Below are 14445 nucleotides of genomic sequence, written 5' to 3'. Positions count from 1 at the left end.
GCTTTGCTGCCTCTTAATGTTGTAGTCTTCTGACTTTAGATCATCTGGATGACTGTAAGCACAAGTCCCACGACAAAGCCGCATACCGCGCCGTTGACACGAATCCACTGCAGATCCTTGCCCACCTTGTCCTCCAGCATGTTCACCAGGCTGGCATCATCCATTTGATCAAGGTTCTCCTTGACCAATACGCCAAGCCGGTAATGGTTAGCCTCCACGAAGGTGATTAATGAAGCGCGAATCCGCTCCTCCCAGCTCTCCGTCCACTCCTTTTCCGTACTGATGCGCCGGGCCAACAGGGCATACAGTGCAAACAGCTTGCGTCCTCCGGAGCTGCGGTCCTCTTCCAGCATCGCAACCGCCTTGCCGCGCAGAGCCTCCAATTGCTTATGCAGAAACGCTGAAGCCGCTTCGCCTTGCAGCTCCTCCAGCGCCCATTCCTTCAGTGAAAGGATCCGCGCTTCGTCGTTCACAAGCTGAAACAGCGCGACGCGGATTTCCTGAATGATCTGCTCACGGTAAGGATTATCCGCTTCACGGAAATCCCGGATACCGGATTGCAGCATGCCCTGGAGCATTTCTCCCAGCATTTCGGCATCCACAAATCCGACAAATGCCTGAAAGGCCATGCCTTTCAGCCCCCCCAGCTTCACCTCAGCCAGTTTCTCACTGGCGATCTTGCCGAGCATCGCCCGTGTCTCAGGGCGGCTGCTCCAGCCGGAGATGCCTTCAAGCGCATAATCAAGCGCGGCAATATCCTTGCCGTCGTTCATTAGTTTGGTGACGATGCTGTCGGCGGCGGTACCAAGCTCCGCTTCACGGATATAATCTGCAACAGCCGTCTGAAGATAAGGAACCGCCTTATCTACCGGAAGCCGCTGAACAAAGGTGCTGAGCTGCTCCAGCATGCCGGCTCTTGCTTTTTTCCTTGCTACGAACTTCGTCAGCAGTCCGCTGCCGAGCGACACGAAGCGGATCTTGCGTAGCTTGTTCTCGATGCTCTCTTTGTTCAGCAACTCATTCTCCATAGCGGAGATAAGAGACTGAATGATCTTATCCCGGTTCTTCAGCAGAAGCGAGGTATGCGGAATCGGCAAGCCCAGCGGATGGCGGAACAGTGCGGTAACTGCAAACCAGTCGGCAATTCCCCCTACCAGCCCGGCTTCGAAGCCGCCTCTCAGCAGAACAACAGCCAGATTATCCGGCAAAAACAGTGTAAGCAGAAAACCGCAGGCCATGACAGCCAGCGATATCGTAGCTAAATTTCTGGATTTCATCTTTATCCCCCTTACCTAAAGCGTCGGACAGCTGTTTCCCTGGACAGGGAAATACCGCCAATCACATTGTGACCCTATGAGCTGACGATTACGGCGGCCGTTCACTTATTAGTCTGCCTTTCATTGTACCACGAGTAAACTCCTTTCTGAAAATTCCAGTGCGCTACACATTTTCTACGGTTGGTTTCTTTTCATGAAAATGGTTTTTTTATTTTCAGAACATTAATGATAAGATACTAGGAACGGTCTCATTGCCCTTGAAGGGGACAACCTGCAGTACAGGAAGGAATGCAAACGATATGCTGATAGCACTCGATATGGATGGAACACTGCTTAACGAAGAAGGAATCATTAGCCCTGAGAACCGGGAAGCGATAGTACACGCCCAAAACCAGGGGCATATTGTAATCATCGCCACAGGCCGCTCTTACATGGATGCCGAGCGGCAGCTGCGGCTGGCCGGGCTGGAATGTCCGGTAGTCAGTCTGAATGGAGCCGTAGTGACGCTGGCTGACGGGACGCTCGTGGCAAGCAAGCCGCTGAACAAAGAGAATATTATTCCCGCGCTGCGCTGGATGAACGAAATTCCTGAAATGTATTATGAGGTGTACACAGAGGATAACGTGTATGTAGAGCTCGATAAACGGGTGCATCTGGAGAAAATATCGGAGCTTAAAGATGACGAGGTGCCGGAAGAACTCCGCTGGCTGCTTAAAGCCATGATCGACCAGCAGTTTCAGCAGGCTGCCGTGACCTACGTGGAAGACATGGAGAAAATCTGGGGCAAAGAGGATAAAGTCATCTACAAGACGCTGGCGTTCTCGCTGAACCTTGAGCTTCTGAAAGAAGCCTCTACACGTTTCGCCGCCATTCCCGGACTCATTATCACCGCTTCTCATGCCAACAATATTGAGATTAACCATCAGGACGCTAATAAAGGGGCCGGTGTAAGCATGCTGGCTGAGCATCTCGGCCTGGCTCTGGAGCAGGTAGCTGTAATGGGCGACAGTTACAACGATCTGCCGATGTTTGAGGTGGCCGGCTACCGGATCGCCATGGAGAATGCTGCTTCAATCCTCAAGGAAACGGCCGATTTCATCACGCTCAGCAATGCTGAGCATGGTGTGGCAGCGGGAATCCGCCATCTTTTGGACAAGGCGTAGGGGGAAGCTAAATGAACATGTATCCAGGCATTGCCCTGCTGTATGATAATCGGATGCTGCGCACAGAGCTGGAGTGCGAACAGTTTGAGCAGGCCCTGGAAGGCCTGGCTGGGGATACGGAGGATGCTGTGATCCAGCAGATTTTCAAGGTGTTCGATGATGATACCGAACAGGAGGAGGTTATGTTCGGTCTTGTTCATTTTCTGGAGAGCTACCAAATGGAGATGTACCTGACCCAACTGCTGGAATCGCTGCCGGAGCTGCTGGAGACAGGCCGTAATTGGGCGATTATTTTGATCCAGAGAATACTGGGCGATGACAGCTACCGCAAGGAGTTTGCCGACATCGCCGCCGGCATGCCCCTGCGGATCAAGAGATGCCTGGCGTTCCTGCTGGAAGAAATCAAGGAAGACAAGCCGCGGCTGTTCGAGCGCAGAGCCAATTCTATTCTGGGGAAATTAAAATAAGCGCAGCAAAACCCCGTTCCCAGGATACTTCACGTTGCATGGGAAGGGGCTGCAGAAGCCTATTATTGTTCAAAATCGAGATTGACCGGCGCAAGCGGCAGGGTATCTTCCCCGCCTTCATCTGTCGTGGGCGTCTTGGCATCTACGACTTCGAAGCGGAACTGATCGACCCATGCCTTGCCGGAACCGTTCAGCAGGACCCCGAAAGCTATCGCATGGCTGTCCTGCGGAATATCCAGAATGACGTTGTATTGATTCCATTCTCTGGAGCCTTTAATGGGCCTCTGGGCCATATTATCAAATTTCAGCATTTCCCCATTCGCGGCATCGACTCTCATCCATAAGCCGGCCCATCCGAAGATATCCCCTGCTTTGACAAAAGCAGACAGCTTCAACCTCTGCCCGCGGTAGGCTTCCGAGCTGAATATTTGCATGAGTGTAACAAATCCGTTTTCGCTTGCATTACCGGATTGCAGCAACGCCGATGCCTTGCCCATATGCACTTCCGATTTGTCCACCTTAACATCATAGCCTCCGCCGTTCATGCCGGTTATGGTCCAACCCTGCAATGCCTTTTCTGTACTCATCCTGATCTCTCCTTTATTAAGTTCTCTTGAATAGGTCCGGTATTGTCCGGGGGTGAGCCGGTATGCTTTTTTGAAAGCGCGGGAGAAGGCCTCCTGAGATTGAAAATGGTACTCCAAGGCGATATCGAGAATACGCTTATTGCTGTAGATCAGTTCCCCTGCCGCTTTCGCAAGTCTTCTCCGCCTTACGTAATCCGCCAAGGTTTGCCCTACTACCGCATAGAAAATCCGGTAGAAATGGTGGGTAGAAAATTTGCTGTGCACCGATACTTCCCTTAGGGTAATCCGCTCTGTGAGATTCCTCTCTATATAGTCCAGTGAGCTTCTCACCGTTTTGAAGTGCATTTTATCGCTCATTGGCGTTCCCTCCTCTGTTCCAAAAATAACATAGCGGCCAAACGGATATTTGATCTTTTATCTCATAAATCGGCTGTTCTATACAGAAAGGGAAATACAGTGGTATAGTGTAAACTGGCTAAAAATTAAACCAAACCCGTATTGTAAACAAACGAAGGTGAATCTAATGAACAAGCTCTTATTTCATAATATACCGCTGGGCGCTACCGGCGAACGGATTCCCCAGGCGGCAATCGCCTCAGCCCGGACCAGCCGCGAGATGGTGAAGCCGGAGGACGGCGATGCGGCTTATTTCCGTTTGCTGGAGGAAGGCGGAATTCTCCTGAATCAGCCGCAGATCGCCGCAGTACGGCATTACCAAGGTCCGCTGCTGACGCTGGCCGGGGCAGGCTCCGGCAAAACTTCGGTTCTGATCTGCAGAACCGGTTATTTGCTGTCGGTGCGCGGCATATCCCCCAGCCGCCTGCTGCTGTTGACCTTCTCCAGCAAGGCGGCAGCGGAAATGCGCGAACGCATTGCAGTGCTGCCGGGCGTGAGCGAAAACGACGCAGCGCGCCTTCAGGCCCGCACGTTCCACTCCTTTTTCCTCTATTTCCTGAGGCGTCAGGGTCTGCGGCAGGACATCTTCCATGAGACACGCCGCCAGCACATTTTGCTGAAGCAGATCATGCGCGAGCTGGGGCTGCCAAAGGATGCTTATCCGCCGGAAACCCTGCTTGCCCTGCTCTCTTCCTGCAAGATGAATATGGGTGAGCCGGAGAATCTGCCGGAAACTACAACCGCCGAGCAGGAAATGAAGGCCGTCCTGGCCCTGTATGAACAGTGGAAACGGGATAATCACAAAATTGATTTCGACGATGTGCTGCTAATTGCCTACAGGATGCTGCAGGAGCAGCCGGCGCTACTGCAGGAATTGCAGAATAAATTTCAATATGTAATGGTTGATGAGTTTCAGGATACGAATGCGCTGCAATATGAACTCGTCAAAATGATCGCCCATCCGCAGCATAATCTGATGGTCGTCGGGGATGATGACCAGACGATATACTCCTTTAACGGAGCGCGCAGCGAGTTCATTCTTGAATTCGAGAAGCTTTATCCTGGCGCGAAGGTTATTACGCTTGATATCAATTACCGTTCCGGTCCGGCGATTGTTGGCTTGGGCAACGGAATCATCCGGCATAATACGCGGCGGCGCTCCAAAACGCTGCAAGCGGCCAAAAATGGCGGCAGCCCGCCACGGTACCTGCGCCCGCAGACGGCGGACGAGGAAGCCGAGCAAATTGTGGAGCATATTGTAAGCCAGGTTGACGGCCATTCCCGGGAATACCGCCATTTTGCACTGTTGTACCGGGCGTCGAGCAGCAACCGGGCAATTCTGGAGCTGCTGCTGCTGCGCGATATTCCCTACATTGATTACGGCGAAGGCCAGCTGCTCTACGAGCATTGGCTGATTTCCCCCGTGCTGGACCACCTGCGGCTGTCCGTGAACCGCCGGAACTTTGCCGCGATGGAGAATATTCTGCCGACCCTCTATATGAACCGCGAAAAGGGTATGGACCATATCCGCCGGATGGAGGCCATCCAGCCCAAGCAGGGACCGCTGATTCATCTGCTGTCGATGCCCGGCATGGAGGATTTCAAAGGAACCAAGCTGCGGGAACGGCTGGAGCTGATCCGGGGGCTGGGCAGCGTAACTCCAGTACAGGCTATCCGCCAGATCCGTATCAACTTCTATGATTACTTCATTGAAGCCAATGAGCGTCATCAGGCTACACTGCACCGGGAAACGCTAAAGGAAATGCTGGACGAGCTGGAAACCTCGGCGGAACGGTTCGACAACATCACCGTCTTCCTTGATTTTATTGATAATATTACCGAGCGGAATGAGCTAAGCCGCCAGACCGGCCTGAAAGAGCAAGGCAACCGGATTGCACTCATGACCATCCACAAATCAAAAGGGCTGGAATTCCCGGTAGTCTTCCTGATCGGAGCCTCTGAGGGGATTCTTCCCCACAGTTCCGCGCTGGAGGGTGACCGGCTGAAGGACCGGAAGACAGCAAAATCGACAGTAGGCAGCCCCCTGAAGACCGGTCCGGAGTCCGGCATTGCAGCGCTGGAAGAAGAACGCAGACTGGCCTATGTTGCCGTCACGAGAGCCCGGGAAGAGTTGTTCATCAGCTCGCCGGCAAGGCATCGGGGCAAAAAAGCTGAGGTCTCCCGCTTTATGCTGTCCGCCTTCCGCTCTGCCGTAGCTTCTTCTGCGCCTGCTGTGTCGGGATTAAGAAACGGGTATAACAGAACAGAGCACAACTCCACCAGAACGTCAGCGACAAGAACCCATACCGTTGCCGTCTGGAAATGCACCGGTACAAATTGTCCGGGCTGGACCCGGATGAAAGCCGGCGGAGCCGAGGATCACTTACCCTCCAAGCCCTGCCCGCTCTGCAGCTCCCCTATGGAACAAAGCACACGGGTAGTTCCCGTATAACAGATATTTCGCAAAAAAAAGCCCCTTCAGGCAGCTTTGGCTGGAATCATGAAACCATGAGTTCCCTGCACTGCTGCCGGAAGGGGCTATTAATGTCCTCTTATACTTGAGCCGGAGTCTCCGCCGGTTCTTCAACTTCTTCATGTACTGTTTTGATCTGAATCATTACTGTGCTCGGATCCGTCAGCACCTCAATGCCCTTCTGGAAGATCAGATCGGAGACAGCCAACTGGTCGCCAATTTCCAGACCGCTGATATCTACTTCCATGGAAGAAGGCAGATCGCCCGGCATGCAGCGAACTTCTACTTCATAGATTTCAACCTGAAGTACCCCGCCAGCTTTGACACCAGCAGCTTCACCGGCAAAATGGATCGTTACCTTGCTGTCCATACTGATCGACATATTCACATGCTGAAAGTCGATATGCTGCACTTTGCCTGAAATGGAGTCCTTCTGGATATGTTGAACAACTACCGGAACCACCGTATCGTCGGACAATTTCCCTTGCAGGATTGCCCGCGGGTTGGTTCTAATCACGTTCAACAGCTCTTTCTCTCCCACTTCAAGGCTTAGAGTATCTTTTCCAATACCATACAGCACAGCCGGAATCCGTCCTTGCTTTCTTGCGACGTTCAAGTTGGACTGTGTTTCTTCCGTACGATTGTTCAATAGAATAAATTTACTCATTTTTGTTTTCCCGCTCTCTTCGACCATAAATTCTTGTCATTAGAAGCATAACACGACCATAGAATCTAGTCAATTCTCACCCGTTTAGCTCATACTCCAAAAAGGGATCGGGAAGTTCAATTCTGTAGGCTTCGGCATCGCTGACGCCCACTGACAATACCGCCCGCCCGCGCTCTCCCCGAACCAGCCCGCCGCTAAAGATAACGTCCTGAAGATCCGGACGTTTGCCGGGACCGATCGGAAAATCACTCCTTGCGGCAATAATCTTGATCGGTGTGGTTTCAAACGTACCGGGATTAAGCGAGAAGACCATGGAGTAGTAATGTTTTTTTCCTAAGCGGTCAAAACAGGCGATATGTCCCAGAACGCCTACATGACCGTTCTTCAATAATTGGGCTTCATTCGCCCCGCCCCACTCCTCGGGCACAAACTGATCTTGAAATATTTCCGCTTCCAGAAAGGTCTGCTCATTTAATTCCTCCAGCGAATCGATAATCGTGAAGCCGATCATCCCTCTTCCGCCTTTCTCTCCTTGCGGCCGAGTGAATACACCGATCCGGCCATCCTGAAGCTCTATCAGCCGGATATCCTTCATCATTGCCGGCCCGGACGAGAAGTGGCGCATGGAATCAATGCGGTACCCGCGGTAGAACTGCGTAACCCACGAGACGATTTTCTGCGGGTCATCCCCTGCGGTAATCACTTCAACCCCGCCCACAATCAGTTCTCCCTTGATGTGGGTTACACAGGGGTCCTGCAGATTATAGGTATGTGTATGCGCACGGGGTATCCAGACGCCATCGCAGAGTGTAAAAAAGAAGACTTGAGAGAACTCACTGTCCCGTTCCTCAACTCTTCCCAGAATCACTTCCTCCCCGTCATGTACAAACGGGGCCGTTATATTGTATACATCGCGTTTCCCAACACCGGAAAAAGCCAGCTTCTCCACGCTCACCTGACGGAGCCTAGCATAAAAGGTGTCCAGCAGTTCGTTACAGGTTGCCGTCTTGAACGGTCTCCTTGTCATTGCCTTCCTCCTCATATTCGTTTGCTTTATCTATCGCCCAATCGTTCTCATCCGCTTCCATCCGGATCAATTCACCGGGCTGGATATTGAAATAGGTACAGAGCTTCAGAAGCAGATCCCGGGGATACTGCACCATCTCGTCTTTGTACATCCGCCGGACGGAATCGAAATGGTAGTTAATCTCTTTGGCAAGCTTGCGGATTGATAACTTGGGGTCATGTTTCTCCATAACCTCACTTAATTTACTGCGTATAACCGGCATTCCTTCACCTCCTACATCACTATATCTGGAGAACAGAGGAGAGTCAATAAATTGACAAGAAAAAATGGTCATGTTATAGTATGGGCAGGAAATAAATTGCAGAAGTCAAATTTTATACCACTTCACTTCAGAAAATAAGAACTCCTTATTTTCTTTTTTTTTCATAAAAATTCTTAGGAGGCTCTCTATGTTGAATCATGACAGCAACAACCGAAACATTGTTTTTCTATCTACAAGCCTGCCTAGAGAATGCGGAATTGCTACGTTTACCCAGGATTTATTAGATCAATTTACCGGGCTGCCGGGCTTCAATACGCCTCGGGTCATCGCCATGAACAACAATGAAACTTACCAGTACAGCAGCCAGGTCATGAGGGAAATCAACCAAGATACGTTGTCTGACTATATAGAGGCCGCCGATGAGCTTAACAAATCAGACGCCCATTTGCTCGTCATCCAGCATGAATTCGGCATCTACGGCGGGGAAAGCGGAGAATATCTGTTGTCATTGATCGAAAGGCTCGAATTGCCGTATGTAGCTATTTTTCATACCGTATTAAGAGAACCTACAGCCAAGCAGCACCTTATCATCAGCCGGATTGCAAAGGGAAGTGTCAAGGTAGTAACGATGGCCCAGTCCACCCTGCACGATCTGACCTCCATCTATAATATCGAGGATTCGAAGATCGCCTGCATCCATCACGGTGTGCCATATGTAAAAACAGCTACTAGAGCGGAGCTTAAAGTGCAGTATGGTTTCGGAGAACGCAAGATCCTCTCTACCTTCGGCTTTTTAAGTCCCGGCAAGGGAATTGAATATGCCATTCAGGCCATGCGCGGAGTGGTGAAGCAGCATCCGGATGCGCTATATATCATCTGGGGCAAAACCCATCCCGTAGTCAAGCTGGAAACGGGTGAAGTGTACCGGCAAAAACTGACGGACCTCGTCGGCGAATTCGGTCTGTCCGATAATGTGCTCTTTGTCGATAAGCTGTTGACCCAGGAGGAAGTTATTGAGTCGCTGGTGATGTCCGATATCTACTTGACCCCCTATCTCGGCAAGGATCAAGCCGTAAGCGGCACGCTTGCCTATGGCGTCGGCTATGGAAGAGTAATTGTTTCCACCCCTTACCGCTATGCCGAAGAAATGCTTGCCGAAGGCAGAGGCCTGCTGGCAAAATTCCGTGATTCAGCTTCGCTGGAGGACTGCATCCTCGAACTCCTGGATGATCCGGCCAAAGTGGAGGCCATGGAAAAACGGACCCAAGAGCTGGGACAAACGATGATGTGGAATGAAGTTGCTAAATCCTACGCTGCGATTTTTCGGGAGAAAATTTCGCAAGTGAGCCTGGCAGACCGGAGTGTGATTTGATGCAAACCTCCGTTGCTGTAACGTTCAAGGCGGATTACATGCGCAGAATAACCGATGATACGGGAATTTTTCAGCATACCAAGTTTGGCGTCCCCGACCGTTCGAAGGGCTATACGACCGATGACAACGCCCGGGCTTTAATTGCAGCTGTTCTGTTGTATAAGAAGGATCAGGATTCCGTCTCGCTCGACCTGATCCACACGTATCTCTCCTTCATTCATCACGCACAAAATGATCAGGGCAACTTCCGGAACTTCATGGATTATAGCCGTTCATTTCTCGAGGACAACGGCTCCGAGGATTGCCAGGGGCGTACGCTTTGGGCACTTGGCTTCGCCCTCTCCTATTCGTCGATTCTGCCCGACAACCTGCTGAATACCTGCCGTTATCTGATCAATCAGGCGCTGCCGCATATAGAAAAGCTTGGTTCGCCCCGTGCCGTAGCTTATGCCGTCGTAGGCCTTAGTTATCTGATCAAAACGCCCGGCGCGTTAACCTACTCCTTTCCCTATCCCCATACGCCAAGTACGGCAGAGGAAAAGGCATTTCTGTCCAAAGACTTCATCACCGGCCTGATTGAGCGCATCGCTGTCCGGCTGCATAATCAGTATAACCGCACCAAGGGAGAAGGCTGGAACTGGTATGAAGACAGCCTTACGTACGGAAATTCCATGCTTCCCTGGGCGCTGCTGAGGGCTTTCAAGCTCTCCGGAAATACTGCGCTTAAGCATACAGCCAAAGAAAGCCTTGATTTCCTTGCTTCACGGACTTTTGCCCGGGAGGGCTATTACAAGCCCATCGGCAGCCACGGCTGGCTGCTGCGCGGCGGGGAGCCGGCTCTCTACGACGAGCAGCCCATCGAAGCCTGCGAAATGCTGCTGACCTGCCGGGAGGCTGCGTCCGTTCTTCAGGACCCGTCTTATCTGCAGCAGGCTGACTTATGCTATGCATGGTACACAGGGCATAATTCCTTAAATTTGCCGCTGATTGATCCACAATCCGGGGCTTGCTATGACGGTATCCACAGCAGCGGGCTGAATCTGAATCAAGGGTCGGAAAGCATCATTTCCTTCTCCATTGCCCACCTGGTGACCCATCATGGATAAATACGCGACCATCCTTGCCGGCGGAGGGGGCACCCGGTTCTGGCCGCTGTCCAGGCAGGAGATTCCCAAGCAGCTGCTCAATATCAGCGGCAATGACATCATGCTCAACGATACGATTGAACGCTTCAAGGGCATTATTCCCCAGGAGAACACCGTCATCGTGACAAACCGCACTCAGGCTGTGCTGCTGGAGAGCATTATGCACAGCAGCGTGCAGAAGAGCAATATTCTGATTGAACCCGTGGCCCGCAATACCTCCGCCAGTATCCTGTTCGCTGCGTTCTCTATACAGCATATGGCCCAAGAGGATTCCTTAATGGTCGTCCTGCCCTCCGATCACTATATCACTGATGAACCGCAGTTCCGGCTTACGCTGGATGAGGCTTGTACGGTAGCCATGGAAAGTGACCGGATTGTCACGATCGGCATCAAGCCTACCTTCCCTTCTACAGGCTATGGTTACATCGCTTATGACAAAGAACCCATCTCAGCAAGTCCGGTAGCGGTCTATGATGTGGCTGAATTTGTGGAGAAGCCGAACTTCCAGAAAGCCCAGGGTTATCTCGCGTCAGGCAATTATTTATGGAACAGCGGGATTTTCATCTGGAAGACATCCGTAATCCTTGATAATTTCAAGCGTTACCTCCCCCGGCTGTACAACACCATGCTACCGATCAGCGAGGCGCTTGGTACGGATCAGGAAGCGGAGACGATTAACCGCATTTATCCCCTGCTTCAAAATATTTCGATTGATTACGGAGTCCTGGAGCGTTCTGACGAGGTGGTAGTCCTGTCCGGCCAATTCGGATGGAATGATATCGGCAGTTGGGATGCGCTCGGCGCTATCTTCCCTCCGGATGAGTCCGGGAACATTATTAAAGCCAACCATATAGGCATTGATACCCGCAATTCGATCATTTACGGAAACGGGCGGCTGATCACCACGATAGGTGTAGACGGATTTATCATTGCCGATACCGGAGATGCGGTCCTCATCTGCCCTAAGGACAAAGCTCAATCCGTCAAGGACATCGTCGATCTGCTCAAGGAAAAGGGCATGACTTCATATATCTAAATTCCGCAAAATGTAAGAATGGCTGTGGCTCCCGGCTTGTTTATTTCAAAAAAAGTGACCGTTGCTCTAATAGCAACGGTCACTTTTTTTGAATTCATTTATAGATGTTCGGGGTTCCCGCAATTAAGTCCACGCCCACAGGAAGCCGTCGCGGTCCCAGGCAATCCTTCCGGCATGCAGCTTGCGGAAAGCCTTCTTCACTTCCTTGGACAGCGAAGCATTTCCGTTCTCGTTCACAAATACAAATTGCTCACCAAAATTCGCCTTCACGTATTCAATCGCAGCAGCCTGGTACAAGGTTCCGGTAAATTGGATCTCCTTGACCATCCACTCCGCAACCTCTTGCGCAGTAACTTCCATCAGGTGTTGCCCCTTTCGATCATCCTCTATTTCAATGTTCCCCCATTATAGCATAAACAGCGCCGAATCCTGGAAATGTCCAGATAGGGTGTAAGTGTCCAGATGAAACTTATATCACTTCACTGCGTCAGTATTTACAGAAAGTTAGATTCCGATCTTCCGGAGGAACTGAAAATGAATAAAGCGTACAAAGAGTTATTTCTGAATACAGTCTATCTCTCCCTTGGAATTAGTGCAGTTTTCGCAGGTATAGGAGCGACAGTTAACGATGAGTCCCCGCTGGGGTTCTCCTGGGGGTTTAATTTTCTCGGTATTTTTCTGTTTATATATTTTTATAATCTGATCGTGAGTGTAATAAATTTCATCCTGACCAAGCTCTGTAAGTTATTGGCCGTACGGCTTATTGTCTTTAATGCTGCGGGGCTTTTATTGACTGCACTGCCTGCCTATCATTTTCATGAGTGGTTCCTGCTCAGCCTGTATGCTTCATTTATTGTCCTGTCGGCCCATTCCATATGGAGCCAAGGAACGGCTGACCGCCCGTAACCCCGCCTATTCGTCATTATTATAGAAGATCAAACAACCGCCCGGAGAAACTGGGCGGTTGTTTGAAGATTCAATATGAAGGAAATAGAATAGCTACCGCTTCCGCACTGCCACGCTGACCACACCGTAGCGATACAGCACCTTACGGCCGAACCAGTTGAACAACCGGTCGGTGAAAAAGCCCATAAATCCAAGGCAGAACAGCCCAACAAAAATCCAGTCCGTGCGGAAAAACAGCCGCGAATTCCAGATCAGATAGCCTACGCCTTCGTTCGAAGCGATCATTTCAGCACCGATAATCGCCATGTAGGAGGTTCCCATCGCCAGACGTACGCCGGTAAAAATATACGGAGTCGTAGCCGGAACAATAACATGCAGCAGAATTTGCCATTCACTTGCGCCCATGCTGCGTGCCGAACGGATTTTATCCTCTTCCACAGACACCACCCCGGTCAGCGTATTCAACACCACAATAAAAAATGTCGCGTACATGATCAGCGCGATCTTCGATTGCTCTCCGATGCCGAACCAGACCAGAAACAGCGTAATGAAGGCGATCGGCGGAATAAAACGGATAAAATTCAGAAACGGCTCCGCAAAAATACGGATTACATGGACTTTGCCGATTACAAGTCCTACAGGGATAGCAATCAGACTGCCCAGCACCCAGCCGACCAGCACCCGGTAGAAGCTGATGCCGATATATTTCATCAAGGTACCGTCACTAATCAGCTCCCGCCCGCCTTTAAGTGTAGCCCACGGTCCGGGGATCACATCAGGTCCATAGAGCACTGCACCCAATTGCCAGATCGCCAGTGCGGCCAACCACAGCAAAGTGACGGAGACCCATTTTTTCTCTATCCATTTCATCATGCTTCACACCCTATCCTATTCTTCGAAATGGCCTTGAATTTGGTTGTACAGCGAGTAGAACTCCGGTGATGCCACATCTCGCGGATAGGAGAGCGTGTTGTCGTAAATATCCGTAATATTGGAGGATGGACCTACGGACATAATGCCGATCCGTTCACCGAGCAGCAGCGCCTCTTGAATATCATGGGTGACGAAAATAATAGTCTTGTGCGTCTCACGCCAAATATTGACCAGTTCCTTCTGCATCGTCCGCCGTGTCATCGCATCCAGCGCACCGAACGGCTCATCCATCAGCAGGATGGCAGGATCGTTCGCAAGCACGCGTGCCAGCTGCACCCGCTGCTTCATGCCGCCCGAGAGCTCTTTGGGATACTTCTCCTCATGACCCTTCAATCCGACAAGCCCGATATAGCGGTCCGAAATTGTGCACCGCTCCGGCTTCGGTGTCTTTTTCATCCGCAGCCCAAATTCCACATTCTCACGCACCGTCAGCCACGGGAACAAGGAGGAGTCTGCCTGCTGGAATACAACTGCGCGGTCCCGGCCGGGTCTATCCACTTCAACATTGTCCACTCTGAGGTTTCCTCCGGATTTGGAGATAAACCCGGCAATCATATTCAGCAGCGTCGATTTCCCGCAGCCGCTCGGTCCGAGCAGAACAAAAAACTCCCCGCCTTTAATGACCAGATTCACATCTTTGATAATGTAATGGACGTCTCCGGCTGCAGGCTCGCTGTAGCTTTTGCGAAGCTGCTCGATATGAATGGCATTCTGCTTGGCAGTTAAGGCCATAT

The 14445-nt window shown here is 51.2% G+C and carries 15 protein-coding genes; 7 read left to right on the top strand and 8 right to left on the bottom strand.

The genetic code is table 11. The annotated features are described in order from the left end of the window. Positions 1 to 35: 35 nt before the first annotated feature. A complete protein-coding gene (locus NST07_RS01700) occupies positions 36 to 1277 on the bottom strand; it encodes a DUF445 domain-containing protein (RefSeq protein ID WP_342480959.1) in 1242 nt (413 codons plus the stop codon). A 299-nt stretch (positions 1278 to 1576) separates the two neighbouring features. Between NST07_RS01700 and NST07_RS01695 the strand changes: the two genes are divergently transcribed. Then, positions 1577 to 2440, top strand: coding sequence for a Cof-type HAD-IIB family hydrolase (locus tag NST07_RS01695; protein ID WP_342480958.1), 864 nt, complete (start codon positions 1577 to 1579; stop codon positions 2438 to 2440). 11 nt (positions 2441 to 2451) lie between these two features. Beyond that, complete coding sequence (locus NST07_RS01690; protein WP_341089314.1) at positions 2452 to 2907, top strand: Imm30 family immunity protein; 456 nt, start codon at positions 2452 to 2454, stop codon at positions 2905 to 2907. 62 nt (positions 2908 to 2969) lie between these two features. Here the strand turns inward: NST07_RS01690 and NST07_RS01685 are convergent, their stop codons facing one another. Further along, the gene (locus tag NST07_RS01685; RefSeq protein ID WP_341089313.1) at positions 2970 to 3851 is read right to left on the bottom strand and encodes an AraC family transcriptional regulator; all 882 of its coding nucleotides are present in this window, start codon (positions 3849 to 3851) and stop codon (positions 2970 to 2972) included. A gap of 166 nt (positions 3852 to 4017) precedes the next feature. Between NST07_RS01685 and NST07_RS01680 the strand changes: the two genes are divergently transcribed. Then, complete coding sequence (locus NST07_RS01680; protein ID WP_341089312.1) at positions 4018 to 6342, top strand: UvrD-helicase domain-containing protein; 2325 nt, start codon at positions 4018 to 4020, stop codon at positions 6340 to 6342. Positions 6343 to 6442: 100 nt separating this feature from the next. Here NST07_RS01680 and NST07_RS01675 read toward each other — a convergent pair whose 3' ends face one another. The 3 genes from NST07_RS01675 to NST07_RS01665 form a co-directional block, all read right to left on the bottom strand. After that, positions 6443 to 7030: a 50S ribosomal protein L25 gene (locus NST07_RS01675; protein WP_038584991.1), complete on the bottom strand. Its 588-nt coding sequence runs from the start codon at positions 7028 to 7030 to the stop codon at positions 6443 to 6445. Positions 7031 to 7106: 76 nt separating this feature from the next. Beyond that, positions 7107 to 8057, bottom strand: coding sequence for a DUF1861 family protein (locus NST07_RS01670; protein WP_342480957.1), 951 nt, complete (start codon positions 8055 to 8057; stop codon positions 7107 to 7109). Then, on the bottom strand, positions 8023 to 8319 hold the full coding sequence (locus NST07_RS01665; RefSeq protein WP_052091753.1) for a helix-turn-helix transcriptional regulator: 297 nt from the start codon (positions 8317 to 8319) through the stop codon (positions 8023 to 8025). The genes NST07_RS01670 and NST07_RS01665 overlap by 35 nt, the downstream gene beginning before the upstream one ends. A gap of 187 nt (positions 8320 to 8506) precedes the next feature. On the opposite strand from NST07_RS01665, the gene NST07_RS01660 reads away from it, so the two are divergent. The 3 genes from NST07_RS01660 to NST07_RS01650 are packed head-to-tail and all read left to right on the top strand — an operon-like array spanning position 8507 to position 11872. Then, on the top strand, positions 8507 to 9691 hold the full coding sequence (locus tag NST07_RS01660; protein WP_341089308.1) for a glycosyltransferase family 4 protein: 1185 nt from the start codon (positions 8507 to 8509) through the stop codon (positions 9689 to 9691). Continuing rightward, positions 9691 to 10797, top strand: coding sequence for a glycosyltransferase (locus tag NST07_RS01655; protein ID WP_341089306.1), 1107 nt, complete (start codon positions 9691 to 9693; stop codon positions 10795 to 10797). Before NST07_RS01660 ends, NST07_RS01655 begins: the two co-directional genes overlap by 1 nt. After that, positions 10790 to 11872 carry a mannose-1-phosphate guanylyltransferase gene (locus NST07_RS01650; RefSeq protein WP_341089304.1) on the top strand — a complete coding sequence of 361 codons (1083 nt, stop codon included), beginning with the start codon at positions 10790 to 10792 and terminating at the stop codon, positions 11870 to 11872. The genes NST07_RS01655 and NST07_RS01650 overlap by 8 nt, the downstream gene beginning before the upstream one ends. Before the next feature lie 123 nt (positions 11873 to 11995). Here the strand turns inward: NST07_RS01650 and NST07_RS01645 are convergent, their stop codons facing one another. Continuing rightward, positions 11996 to 12232 (bottom strand): hypothetical protein, encoded by a 237-nt coding sequence (locus tag NST07_RS01645; RefSeq protein ID WP_341089303.1) that lies wholly within the window; start codon positions 12230 to 12232, stop codon positions 11996 to 11998. Positions 12233 to 12406: 174 nt separating this feature from the next. On the opposite strand from NST07_RS01645, the gene NST07_RS01640 reads away from it, so the two are divergent. Further along, positions 12407 to 12778 carry a hypothetical protein gene (locus NST07_RS01640; RefSeq protein WP_341089302.1) on the top strand — a complete coding sequence of 124 codons (372 nt, stop codon included), beginning with the start codon at positions 12407 to 12409 and terminating at the stop codon, positions 12776 to 12778. 93 nt (positions 12779 to 12871) lie between these two features. Here NST07_RS01640 and NST07_RS01635 read toward each other — a convergent pair whose 3' ends face one another. Further along, complete coding sequence (locus tag NST07_RS01635; RefSeq protein ID WP_038598357.1) at positions 12872 to 13648, bottom strand: ABC transporter permease; 777 nt, start codon at positions 13646 to 13648, stop codon at positions 12872 to 12874. Positions 13649 to 13666: 18 nt separating this feature from the next. Beyond that, positions 13667 to 14443, bottom strand: coding sequence for an ABC transporter ATP-binding protein (locus tag NST07_RS01630; protein ID WP_341089300.1), 777 nt, complete (start codon positions 14441 to 14443; stop codon positions 13667 to 13669). Positions 14444 to 14445: the final 2 nt, after the last annotated feature.

This window comes from Paenibacillus sp. FSL L8-0340 (genome assembly GCF_038593145.1).
Taxonomy (GTDB): Bacteria; Bacillota; Bacilli; order Paenibacillales; family Paenibacillaceae; genus Paenibacillus_AQ.
The sequence above is the reverse complement of the archived record's forward strand: the minus strand, read 5'-3'. Positions and strand labels throughout refer to the sequence as shown.

What these genes read in the sequence shown, in the direction of transcription:
- NST07_RS01700 (WP_342480959.1), bottom strand. Translation starts at nt 1,277, where the DNA reads ATGAAATCCAGAAATTTAGCTACGATATCGCTGGCTGTCATGGCCTGC.
- NST07_RS01695 (WP_342480958.1), top strand. Translation starts at nt 1,577, where the DNA reads ATGCTGATAGCACTCGATATGGATGGAACACTGCTTAACGAAGAAGGA.
- NST07_RS01690 (WP_341089314.1), top strand. Translation starts at nt 2,452, where the DNA reads ATGAACATGTATCCAGGCATTGCCCTGCTGTATGATAATCGGATGCTG.
- NST07_RS01685 (WP_341089313.1), bottom strand. Translation starts at nt 3,851, where the DNA reads ATGAGCGATAAAATGCACTTCAAAACGGTGAGAAGCTCACTGGACTAT.
- NST07_RS01680 (WP_341089312.1), top strand. Translation starts at nt 4,018, where the DNA reads ATGAACAAGCTCTTATTTCATAATATACCGCTGGGCGCTACCGGCGAA.
- NST07_RS01675 (WP_038584991.1), bottom strand. Translation starts at nt 7,030, where the DNA reads ATGAGTAAATTTATTCTATTGAACAATCGTACGGAAGAAACACAGTCC.
- NST07_RS01670 (WP_342480957.1), bottom strand. Translation starts at nt 8,057, where the DNA reads ATGACAAGGAGACCGTTCAAGACGGCAACCTGTAACGAACTGCTGGAC.
- NST07_RS01665 (WP_052091753.1), bottom strand. Translation starts at nt 8,319, where the DNA reads ATGCCGGTTATACGCAGTAAATTAAGTGAGGTTATGGAGAAACATGAC.
- NST07_RS01660 (WP_341089308.1), top strand. Translation starts at nt 8,507, where the DNA reads ATGTTGAATCATGACAGCAACAACCGAAACATTGTTTTTCTATCTACA.
- NST07_RS01655 (WP_341089306.1), top strand. Translation starts at nt 9,691, where the DNA reads ATGCAAACCTCCGTTGCTGTAACGTTCAAGGCGGATTACATGCGCAGA.
- NST07_RS01650 (WP_341089304.1), top strand. Translation starts at nt 10,790, where the DNA reads ATGGATAAATACGCGACCATCCTTGCCGGCGGAGGGGGCACCCGGTTC.
- NST07_RS01645 (WP_341089303.1), bottom strand. Translation starts at nt 12,232, where the DNA reads ATGGAAGTTACTGCGCAAGAGGTTGCGGAGTGGATGGTCAAGGAGATC.
- NST07_RS01640 (WP_341089302.1), top strand. Translation starts at nt 12,407, where the DNA reads ATGAATAAAGCGTACAAAGAGTTATTTCTGAATACAGTCTATCTCTCC.
- NST07_RS01635 (WP_038598357.1), bottom strand. Translation starts at nt 13,648, where the DNA reads ATGAAATGGATAGAGAAAAAATGGGTCTCCGTCACTTTGCTGTGGTTG.
- NST07_RS01630 (WP_341089300.1), bottom strand. Translation starts at nt 14,443, where the DNA reads ATGGCCTTAACTGCCAAGCAGAATGCCATTCATATCGAGCAGCTTCGC.